The sequence below is a fragment of the Bradyrhizobium sp. genome (assembly GCF_019242285.1).
In the GTDB taxonomy this organism is placed as follows: Bacteria; Pseudomonadota; Alphaproteobacteria; order Rhizobiales; family Xanthobacteraceae; genus Bradyrhizobium.
In genome coordinates this window covers 1-10,665 of sequence record NZ_JAFAVV010000043.1, presented here as the reverse complement: position 1 = coordinate 10,665, position 10,665 = coordinate 1, and the positions used below count along the sequence as shown (strand labels likewise).

Annotated in this window: 10 protein-coding genes; 8 read left to right on the top strand and 2 right to left on the bottom strand. The window is 64.4% G+C overall.

The window, feature by feature from the left end; all coding sequences use genetic code 11:
• From JOY90_RS01960 to JOY90_RS01950, 3 genes are all read left to right on the top strand, one after another.
• A partial coding sequence (locus tag JOY90_RS01960; protein WP_291689491.1) for a DUF892 family protein occupies positions 1–532 on the top strand: 532 nt, incomplete at its 5' end.
• A gap of 95 nt (positions 533–627) precedes the next feature.
• Complete coding sequence (locus JOY90_RS01955) at positions 628–1,371, top strand: DUF72 domain-containing protein (RefSeq protein ID WP_291689490.1); 744 nt, start codon at positions 628–630, stop codon at positions 1,369–1,371.
• A 199-nt stretch (positions 1,372–1,570) separates the two neighbouring features.
• Positions 1,571–1,849, top strand: a complete 279-nt coding sequence (locus tag JOY90_RS01950) for a hypothetical protein (protein ID WP_291689489.1) — start codon at positions 1,571–1,573, stop codon at positions 1,847–1,849.
• 45 nt (positions 1,850–1,894) lie between these two features.
• On the opposite strand, the gene JOY90_RS01945 is transcribed toward JOY90_RS01950, so the two are convergent.
• On the bottom strand, positions 1,895–2,701 hold the full coding sequence (locus JOY90_RS01945) for an SDR family oxidoreductase (protein WP_291689488.1): 807 nt from the start codon (positions 2,699–2,701) through the stop codon (positions 1,895–1,897).
• Positions 2,702–2,843: 142 nt separating this feature from the next.
• Here JOY90_RS01945 and JOY90_RS01940 point away from each other — a divergent pair, with 142 nt between their 5' ends.
• Complete coding sequence (locus tag JOY90_RS01940; RefSeq protein ID WP_291689487.1) at positions 2,844–4,013, top strand: zinc-dependent alcohol dehydrogenase; 1,170 nt, start codon at positions 2,844–2,846, stop codon at positions 4,011–4,013.
• Positions 4,014–4,051: 38 nt separating this feature from the next.
• Here the strand turns inward: JOY90_RS01940 and JOY90_RS01935 are convergent, their stop codons facing one another.
• The gene (locus JOY90_RS01935) at positions 4,052–5,863 is read right to left on the bottom strand and encodes a thiamine pyrophosphate-dependent enzyme (protein WP_291689486.1); all 1,812 of its coding nucleotides are present in this window, start codon (positions 5,861–5,863) and stop codon (positions 4,052–4,054) included.
• A 162-nt stretch (positions 5,864–6,025) separates the two neighbouring features.
• Between JOY90_RS01935 and JOY90_RS01930 the strand changes: the two genes are divergently transcribed.
• From JOY90_RS01930 to ctaD, 4 genes are all read left to right on the top strand, one after another.
• Entirely contained in the window at positions 6,026–6,184 is a 159-nt protein-coding gene (locus tag JOY90_RS01930; RefSeq protein WP_291689485.1) for a hypothetical protein, read from the top strand.
• A 940-nt stretch (positions 6,185–7,124) separates the two neighbouring features.
• Entirely contained in the window at positions 7,125–7,685 is a 561-nt protein-coding gene (locus JOY90_RS01925; RefSeq protein WP_291689484.1) for a c-type cytochrome, read from the top strand.
• Positions 7,682–8,692, top strand: a complete 1,011-nt coding sequence (gene coxB, locus JOY90_RS01920) for a cytochrome c oxidase subunit II (RefSeq protein WP_291689483.1) — start codon at positions 7,682–7,684, stop codon at positions 8,690–8,692. The genes JOY90_RS01925 and coxB overlap by 4 nt, the downstream gene beginning before the upstream one ends.
• The gene (ctaD, locus tag JOY90_RS01915) at positions 8,689–10,605 is read left to right on the top strand and encodes a cytochrome c oxidase subunit I (RefSeq protein WP_291689482.1); all 1,917 of its coding nucleotides are present in this window, start codon (positions 8,689–8,691) and stop codon (positions 10,603–10,605) included. Before coxB ends, ctaD begins: the two co-directional genes overlap by 4 nt.
• Positions 10,606–10,665: the final 60 nt, after the last annotated feature.

The following is a 10,665-nucleotide window of genomic DNA, read 5'->3' as shown; positions in this document are numbered from 1 at the left end:
GCCTGTGGACGAGGCGGGCCTCGGCGATCTGCTCATCGACGAACTTCGGGACATCCTGCATGCCGAGAAGCAGCTGACGAAGGCGCTTCCCAAGATGGCCCAGGCTGCGCGCTACGATCAGCTGCGCGAGCTGTTCGAACAGCATCTCGGCGAGACCGAGACCCAGATCGAGCGCATCAACGAATGCTTCGAGCTTCTCGGCAAGTCGGTCCGTGCCAAGCCCTGCAAAGGCATGATGGGTCTGGTCGAGGAAGGCGAGGAAATCATTGCCGAGGGCGAAGAGAAGGAAGACGCCGCCGCCGACCTTTCGCTGATCGGAGCGGCGCAGCGTGTCGAACACTATGAGATCGCTGGCTACACCACCGCGCGCAATCTCGCGCAGCAACTGCGCCATAGCGCGATCGTCAGCCTGCTCTCGAAGTCTCTTGCAGAGGAGGAGAACGCCGACCAGCTGCTGAACCAGGTCGCGCGTTCGCTGATGTCGGTTGCCAAGATGCCCGCCGCCATCGAACAGGCGGAGCCGGCCGGGTAACTTGGCGCCGACCACTCCGGCCGCCGTATATCGGCACGGCGGCCGCTGGCGCTGCGGCTTGGAACTCGGCCAATGATTGCCGGTTTGCCCGTATCATGGCTCAGGTTCTGATCGGCACATCCGGATGGCACTACGAATCCTGGCGCGGGAAATTCTTTCCGGGCGGTCTCCCGCTCAAGCGGCAGCTGCAATATTACGCCAGCCAGTTTCCCACCACCGAACTCAACGGCGTCTTCTATCGGACGCCGAGCCTGGACGCGGTCAGAAGCTGGGATGCGCAGACCGGCACCGATTTCGTGTTCGCCTGGAAGGCTTCGAAATTCATCACGCATTGGAAGAGGCTCTCGGACAACTCCGTCAACAGCCTCGCGCTGATGGAGGAACGGCTGTCCCTGCTCGGCCGGAAAGCGGGGCCGGTCCTGTTCCAATTGCCGCCCAACTTCGAAGCAGACGCCGGGCGGCTCGCGTCCTTTCTCGGGCTGCTCTCGACGAAGCGCCGCTACAGTTTCGAGTTTCGGCATCCGAGCTGGTATAAACCCGCCATCCTGCGGCTGCTGTCGCAGCGCAACGTCGCCCTTTGTCTGTCCGATCACCACGATGCACCCGCACCCTGGAAACGCACGGCCGATTTCGTCTACATCCGCGGGCATGGCCCCGGCGGTCGATACCGGGGCCGCTATCCCACACCAGCGCTGTCGGAATGGGCCAGGCGCATCCGGTCCTGGAACAGACAGCGTTGCGATGTCTTCGTCTATTTCGACAACGATCAGAAGAGCGCGGCACCCGCCGATGCGCGCAAGCTCAAGGAGCTCATGGGCCAGGCCGGATCCCACCGGTGACAAGGCCGGGCGGGGCCTGGGCGGATATGCCTCGGACTCGTAGGCCTCGGACTTGTAGGCCTCAGATTTGCAGGCCTCAGATTTGGCTACATCGCCAAGCCCAGGCTGATCGCGCGTGGGACGCGGATTCACATACCTTAATGACGGCCACGGAGCACTCATCCACGATCGCGCAGATGCGCGAGGCAAGGGGGCTACAATGACGGAAGAGATCATCGCGATCGTCCGCTGCGCCAATATACGGCGGTACCAGCGTCTGCTCCGCACACAATTGACCGACCTGGAACGCGCCTATCTCGAAAAGCGGCTGGCCGAAGAAAAGGCCTCTCTCCAACAGATCGCGCCGCTGACCTGGCGCGCGCTGCTGAGGGACCAAGACCAGCCGGTCGAAGCGCGCAGGCCGCAAGGACAAACCGTCATCGTCTCCCTGGCGAAATCGTCGGGCTCTTCCAGCCCGGGAACGGTTCGCGTCCGTTGAGTGGGGCCGCGCAGCAAGACTGCTGCCTTCACAACCGCATGCGTATCATCGAGCCTGATCGCGTTTCGCCTGCTCCGACTTCGGCTCGGCCTGCTTGCGATGCATCTTGGCAAGGGTCTCTGCCGGGGTGATATTGGCGACCGCCGACCGCAGCTTGTTCTTGGCACCGGTCACGATATCGCCCTCGCCGCTCATCATGGCCTCGAAACCTTGCTTCGCCACCTCGGCGGCATCGTCCTTGCGCGAGGTGCCGATCTCGGTGTCCATCATGCCGGCCCGCTCGAAGAAGGCGGTTTCGGTGGCTCCGGGCATCAGGCAGGTCACCGTGACATTGCTGTCCTTCAGTTCCTCCCGGATCGCGAAGGAAAAGGAGTTCAGAAAGGCTTTCGTGCCGTTATAGACGGCCTGGAAAGTGCCGGGCATGAAGCCTGCGATCGAGCCGGTGATCAGGATTCGCCCGGCATTGCGCCGGCGCATGTGTTTGCCGACCTCATGGATGAGATACAGCGTGCCGGTGACGTTGGTATCGATGACCCGACGGATTGCCGGAAACTCCTGATCGAAAAACGAATGCCCGAGACCGCGTCCGGCATTGGCGAGCAGCACCTCGACCGGTCGTCCGCCGGCCACGGCCAGCAGCTTGTCGACGCCTTCGGTCGTGGCGAGGTCCGCCTGCACGGTATCAACCCTTCGCCCGCTGCGACGCAGCCCGTCCGCCGCGTTTTCGATGGCCGGCTCGTCGGCAGCGATCAGGAGATCGAAGCCGTGCTCGGCGCAGCACCTTGCGAGCTCCAGCCCGATTCCGGTCGAGGCGCCTGTGACGATCGCAAGCTGGCCGTTCGCTGCTGCCATGGTTCTCTCCTGCTGTTGCTGTGCGTCCAATCGCAGCGCGGGGCGATCGTTCCTATCCGGCTCGCAGCTCGCGGAGCTCGTGAAAATAGGAACCAGCCACCGCTTCGATCCTTGTGGTGTCATATCGATTTCGGAGAGTCCCATGAAAGCGTTGGCTTGGCACGGCAAGGGCGACATCCGCTGTGAGAGCGTTCCTGATCCGAAGATCCAGCACGGGCGCGACGCCATCATCAAGGTCACGGCCTGCGCGATCTGCGGCTCGGACCTCCACATCTATGACGGCATCATCCCTTCGATGGAGCGCGGTGACGTGCTCGGCCACGAGACCATGGGCGAGGTGGTCGAGGTCGGGCGGGACAACAAGGCGCTCAAGGTCGGCGACCGTGTGGTCGTGCCTTTCACCATCGCCTGCGGCGAATGCTTTTTCTGCAAGCGCGGCTTCTTCTCCGGCTGCGAGCGCAGCAATCCGAACAAGCGCGATGCCGAGAAGCTGTGGGGACATTCGCCGGCAGGCCTGTTCGGCTACTCTCATCTGCTCGGCGGCTTCGCCGGCGGTCAGGCCGAATACATGCGCGTGCCCTACGCCGATTCAGGCCCAATCAAGGTGCCGGATGGCTTGAGCGATGAGCAGGTGCTCTTTCTCTCGGACATCTTCCCGACCGGCTACATGGCCGCCGATTTCTGCGGCATCAAGGGCGGCGAGACGATCGCGGTGTGGGGCTGCGGGCCGGTCGGCCAACTCGCGATCCGCAGCGCATTTCTGCTCGGCGCCGAACGCGTGCTCGCGATCGATACCGTGCCGGAACGCCTGCGGCTCGCCGAATCCGCCGGCGCCACCACGATCGATTTCAAGAAGGAGGATGTCTATGACCGCATCCAGGAACTGACCGCCGGCCGCGGCGCCGACGCCTGCATCGACGCGGTCGGCACCGAGCCCGACACAGGCTCGGGAGCCGATGCCGTGCTCGACCGGGTGAAGGTCGCCACCTTCATGGGCACGGACCGGCCCCACGTGCTGCGGCAGGCCATCCATTGCTGCCGGAACTTCGGCACGGTGTCGATCGTCGGGGTCTATGGCGGCTTCGTCGACAAGATTCCAATGGGCTCGGCAATCAACCGCGGGCTGACCTTCAGGATGGCGCAGACTCCGGTGCAGCATTATTTGCCGAAGCTGATGGAGCGGATCGGCAAAGGCGAAATCGACCCTTCCGTCGTGATCACGCATCGCGCCACGCTCGAACAGGGACCTGAGCTCTACAAGACCTTCCGCGACAAGCAGGACGGCTGCATCAAGGTGGTGATGAAGCCGTAGGGACGCCTCCGTCATACGTCCGAGATACGAAGAAGCCATTACGCCTTCAATTCGTTGGGCTTGGTCGGCTTTTCGTCCGCATCCACGACCGCTTCGACGAGCGCCGGTTTGGACGAACCCAGTGCCGCCTGAATGGCGGGCCTGATCTCCTCCGGCCGGGTACAGCGGAATGCGTCTGCCCCACACGCCTTGGCGAAGGCGACGAAGTCGATCGGCGAAAGGTCACAGCCGAAGACCGGATTGCCAAGCTCCTGCTGTTCGAATCTCACCTCGGCGAGGCTGTCGTTCTTCAACACCACGACCTTCACCGGCAGATTCTGCGCCACCGCCGTCGACAGTTCCGCCATCAGCATGGCAAAGCCGCCGTCGCCGACGACCGCGACCGACTGCCGTCCGGGATAGGCCAGTTGGCCCGCGATCGCGAACGGCAGTCCGGGCGCCATGCTGGCAAGCATCCCGGTGCCGGTCAGGCGCTGCCCTTCCCGCAGCCTGAGGCAACGCGCGGCGAAATGGGTGTTGGCCCCGCAATCGAGCGAGATGACGGCATCATCGGCCATCAGGTCGCTGAGAGCGCGGATGACCATTTGCGGTCGGAGCGGCGAGCGCGAGGTGCTTTCCACCTCGTCCAGCAGCGCATTCCAGTCGGACATGCGTTGCTGCGCCTCGCTGAGAAAGGAGCGGTCGTTCCTGGGCTGGATCAGCGGCAGCAGCGCGATGAGCGTCGCCTTGACGTCGGCGACCAGCCCGACCTCGACAGGATAGCGCAGGCCGATGCGGTCGGCCTCGAGGTCGATCTGGATGCCGCGCGCCTGCCCGGGCGAGGGATAATATTCCTCCCATGGCATGGTGCAGCCGAGAATCATCACGGTGTCGCAGTTCTTCATCGCCCACGACGATGGCGCCGTGCCGAGATCGCCGATGCCGCCGGTCGTGAACGGCGAGTTATCGGCAAGGACAGCCTTGCCGAGCAGCGACTTGGCGACCGGCGCTCCGAGCATCTCGGCAAGCCTCGTCACCTCCTCGCGGGCAGGCAGCGCACCCTGCCCGGCCAGGATGGCGACGCGGCGGCCGGAATTGAGGATGTCGGCCGCGGCGCGAATCTGATCGGCGGCCGCAACGGCCAGCGGCGCGGTCCACGACGAGGAGGTGCGCACGCCGGGATTGCGCATCGACTTCCTGTCCGCGGCGCGCTTCATCATCTGCACGTCCTTGGAGATCGTCAGATGCGCCACGCCGCGGTCGCCGAGCGCCGCGCGGCAAGCGCGATTGCCGACGATGACGGCATGCTCCGGGCCGGTCACCTCCTCGTTATAGAGCGCAACGCCCTGCATCAGCCGGACAGTGTCGACGCTCTGCTGATAGCGCACGCCCTTCAGGTCATGGAACGTCAGTCCGGTCAGCGCGACCACCGGCGCGCCGTCGAACGCGGCATCGTAAAGCCCGTTGAGAAGATGGATCGCGCCGGGCCCCGTCGTTCCGACACAGACGCCGAGTTGCCCGGTATGCTTGGCGAAGCCGGAAGCCATGAAGGCCGCGGCCTCCTCATGACGCACACCGACATAGCGGATGCGATCCTGGCGCTTGCGCAAGGCTTCGATGATCGAATTGATGCCGTCGCCGACGATGCCGAAGGCGTGGGTCGCGCCCCACGCGATCAGCGTCTCGACGATGATGTCGGCGGTGGTTTCGTCCTCGCCAAAGGACGAGGGCATCGGCTGCGCCGAGATGGCGGATTCCGTGTCGGTCGGGGCGGCGGCCGACGCGGTCCCTACGCCGGCGCCGACCAGCACCAATCCGGTCGTGGCGGCGGAGAGGAAATCCCTGCGATGAAGGGGCGAGGAATCGGACATGGCGGCCTCCCGGTGCATGGTTCGCGCGGAGGAAACGGTGCCGGGGCGGCAGGGTTGCTATTTGCGTTTGGGAAGCACGGCGCGCTCGGCAGGAACTTGCCGACCAATTCCGGGTCCACGCCACTGGATGTTGCAGCGATCGCTCTCAGGCGAGGACCGATCATGGCCAAGTCCATCAGGAGCTTCCTCACCTACGCCGGATCGTGGCTCGCCGGGCCGTGGGTGATCGTCGCGGTCTGCATCTGCCTGGCTGTCTGGCTCTATGTCGACCCGCACGCGTTCAGCCGGGAAGAGTCGTATCGATCGCCACGCTGTGCATGACGCTGTTCATCAGCGTGCGGCGCACCGCGACACCCGGGCGATCCACGCGAAGCTGGACGAGTGCTCCGCGTCAATGGCGAGGCGCAAACCCGGCTGATGACGCTCGACGATGAGCCGTCGGAGCAGGTGGAAGCCGATCGGAACCGGATGCGACCGAGCGATTGAAGCCGCCAGCCGCAGGTCCCGCTGCCGTCCGCGACGACCGATTCGCCGCAACGGGCCGGAACCGGCAGAGTGAAGCCGCCATTGCGTCGTGTCATCGGCAAATAGCCCATCAAAATGAGGTGCGCGCAAAAGAAAAGTTCACGAAACGATTCAAGCGGATATCACTTTCCAGGTCGCCCGGCCGAAATTTTTCTATTTCTTTTTTTCAGAAAATATGGCAATAGTCACGCATCCCGTGCCGATCAGAGGGGCGCTTCGCGATCGTCACGAACGTTGGGTGCGGGATGCGGTGGACGCGACGGTGCAGCGAGACGAGCAGCCCGGAGCGGACTGCGAAGCCGTGTGGTCCTGGCATCTCGACGCTGATGCCAAGTTCGCGAGGTGATGATCCTGCGAGCGACGGGGGCAAGAAAGCCCGATCCCCGGGGAGAGCGCGGTATAAGCGTTAAAACCATCGCGCAGGGAATGCCGGTTGATCCGGCTTTACCTGTGGTGACTGCCGCCTGCGTTCTTTGTTGCAGGCGGGCCATGGGTGAGGCCCTCACCCGGCATTCCCTGCGCCCTCTTTCAATCCGAGGGCGATGTCTGCTGCAAAGCTCGGACGAATTCCGTCGCGAGAACGCGAAGCGCTGCCCTCCGCTGTTCTGGATGTTGAAGTGCATGATCCGGGCCTGCACCAGGCGGCATTTGGCAGGTCGCGGTCCTCGGCCCCTCCCCTCTTAGGAACTTACCTTTTTCTCTGCCGTTGTCCGATTCCCTGCACGCGGATGCTCCCATGCGGTTTGTGTTGCTGTTGGCCTGCATCGTGATGTTGAGCGGATGCGAAAGGGAGGAACGGCAATTGCGGCTCGACCCCCCGGTGGCGGACGCATTGAACAAGATCAGGCTGATGCCGATCGGAATTGCAGGCGCTCCGCCGGAGATCTATTTCGCGCTCCACCGTCCGTATGAGGCCAACGCCTACAATCTGAACCAGGGCAAGCGGCTCTACGCCTGGTTCGGCTGCAGCTCATGTCACGCCGATGGACAGGGCGGCACCGGGCCGTCCTTCCTCGACGGCTGGTGGCTGTACGGGCCCGAGATGGTATCGATCTTCGCATCGATCCGCGATGGTCGTCCGCATGGCATGCCGGCGTTCCGCGACAAGATGACGGCCGACCAGATCTGGCAACTTGCCGGTTATGTCCAGACCATCGGCGCCTATTCCGCCAGGACGGCGGCGCCGAGCCGCAATGACGACAAGCAGACGCGGCCGGCGGAAAATCGCGCACCTGCGGCGATCCTGTTCGACCAGGGACCTTCACCGGTCCATGCCGATCAAGGGCCAACCCCGTGAGGCGAGAGATCCGACGATCCCTGCCCGGCCTGGCGTGCCTGCTGCTCGCCGGCTGTGGCGGCTGGCAATCGGCGATGGACGCCCACGGCACGTCCGCGGCCAGCCTCAAGCAGCTCATCATCCTGATCGTTGTCGTCTGCTCGGTGGTCTGGATGCTGGTGATGATCGCGTTGATCCGCGCGTTGTCGCGAGAGCGCGCGCCGCGAACCGCGCCCGTCGACGTCGATGCCGAACGCGTGCGGCGGATGAGTGTCTTCATCTCGGCCGCGGTGGCGGCAACCGTGATCGTGATATCAGGCTTCACGGTCACGAGCTTCTTCGCGACCCGGCGCCTCAGCGTCGCCGGCCCGGATGACCTCACCGTCAAGGTCAGCGGCCTGCAATGGTGGTGGAACGTGCAGTATTTCGGGGCGACACCAGCGGAGAATTTCCAGACCGCCAACGAGATCCATATCCCCGTTGGGCGCAACGTTCGTTTCCAGCTCGAGGGCGACGATGTCATCCACTCCTTCTGGGTGCCGAGCCTTGCGGGCAAGCAGGACCTGATTCCCGGCCGGCCGAACGAGCTTTCCGTGCGCGCGGAGCGCGCCGGCATCTACCGCGGCCAATGCGCCGAGTTCTGCGGCATGCAGCACGCCCACATGGCGTTCTTCGTGATCGCCGAGCCGCAGGCCGATTTCGACAGATGGGCCGAGATGCAGCGGCAGCCGGCGGCGCAGCCGGCAGACAGCGAGGCCGCCGCGGGACAGCAGGCCTTCCTGTCAAAGCCCTGCGCGGCCTGCCACAGCGTGCGCGGCACCGCCGCGACCGGAACGAGCGGGCCGGACCTGACCCATGTCGGCAGCCGCAAGACCATCGCCGCGGGCCTGTTCGATACCACGCGCGGCTCGCTCGCGGCCTGGATCGCCGACCCGCAGACCCTGAAGCCCGGCAACAACATGCCGATGGTGACGCTCTCGCGCGACGAACTCCTGTCGGTCTCGGCCTATCTGGCGAGCCTGAAATGACGATGGAGAGCGTGGTCCCACCCGAAACAAGCGACGCCGAGATCGAAGGTCCCCGGCTCGAGGCCGTCCTCGCCGACACCTGGGCGACGGCACCGGGATTCTGGGGCGCGCTGTCGACCGTGGACCACAAGATCATCGGCCGCCGCTATATCCTGACCGCTTTCGTCTTTCTGGCTCTTGGCGGCATTCTGGCCATGCTGATGCGGCTGCAATTGGCCGCGCCCGAGGCCCGCCTGATCGGCGCCGACCGCTACAACCAGATCTTCACGATGCACGGCGCCAACATGATGTTCCTGTTCGCCGTGCCGGTGATGGAGGCGATGGCCGTCTACCTGGTACCGCTCATGGTTGGTACGCGCAACATCGCGTTTCCCAGGCTGAACGCGTTCTCCTACTGGATCTATCTCGCAGGCGGACTGATGCTCTGGATCGCGTTCGCGCTCGACATGGGCCCCGACGTCGGCTGGTTCGCCTATGTGCCGCTGTCCGGCCCGCAATATGGCGCCGGCAAGCGCGCCGACATCTGGGCCCAGATGATCACGTTCACCGAAGTTTCGGCGCTGGCGGTGTCGGTCGAGATCGTCGTCACCGTGTTCAAGCAGCGGGCGCCCGGCATGACGCTCGATCGCATCCCGCTGTTCGTGTGGTCGATGCTGATCACCTCGTTCCTCGTCATCATGGCGATGCCGGCGATCATGATCGCGAGCTCCACCCTGATTCTCGATCGGCTGGTCGGAACGCATTTCTACAATCCGGCCGAGGGAGGGGACGTGCTGCTGTGGCAGCATCTGTTCTGGTTCTTCGGTCATCCCGAGGTCTACATCATCTTCCTGCCGGCGGTTGGAATGGTGTCGACCCTGACCGCGACCTTCGCCCGCCGCCCGGTGTTCGGTTATCTGGCGCTGGTGATGGCGCTGATCGCGACCGGTATCCTCGCCTTCGGCCTCTGGGTCCACCACATGTTCGTGACGGGATTGCCGCGGCTCGGCGAAAGCTTCTTCACCGCCTCCAGCATGGCGATCGCCATTCCCGCCGGGGTCCAGATCTTCTGCTGGATCGCGACGCTGTGGGACGGCAAGCCACAATTCAAGACCCCCCTGCTCTTCGTCATCGGCTTCATCGTCACCTTCGTGATCGGCGGATTGACCGGCGTGATGGTCGCCTCCGTGCCTTTCGACACCCAGGTGCACGACACCTATTTCGTGGTGGCGCATTTCCATTACGTGCTGATCGGCGGCGCCGTGTTCCCGCTGCTCGGGGGCATCTACTATTGGTTTCCCAAGATCACCGGGCGGATGATGAGCGAGCGGCTGGGCATTTGGACGTTCTGGCTGATCTTCATCGGCTTCAACCTGACGTTCTTTCCGATGCATATCCTGGGGCTCGAGGGAATGCCGCGCCGGATCTACACCTATCAGCCCGACCTGCCCTGGCATGGTCTGAACCTCTTCGTCAGCACCAGCGCTGCGATTCTCGCGAGCGGCTTTCTCCTGTTCTTCATCGACGCCTTGCGCAGTGCACGCGTGGGTGAACCGAGTGGACCGAATCCCTGGCATGCTCCCACGCTGGAATGGGCGACCGCCTCGCCGCCGCCGAGCTACAACTTTGCCAGAATCCCTGTCGTCAATGGCCGCTATTCGCTGTGGGAGCAGCCGAACGAGCTTGCCGTCGCCGACGGCCTGCGGGTCGACCGGCGCGAGCTCGTCGTCACCTCGCTGGCTGCGGCCGATCCGGAGGCGCGGGAGTCCTCGCCGCGCAACTCGATCTGGCCGTTCTGGGCAGCGATTGCCACCACCGTAACGCTGATCTGGTCGATCTTCTCCCCTTGGGCCGTGGTGTGGGGTCCCATTCCGGTCGCCGTCGCATTGATCGGCTGGTTCTGGCCGAAGCGCGTGCCGGAGGACGAGGCATGAAGGAGCGTATCGTCGCCGATCTCTCCGGGCTGCCGCTGCACGGGCTCGGCAGGGCGAGCG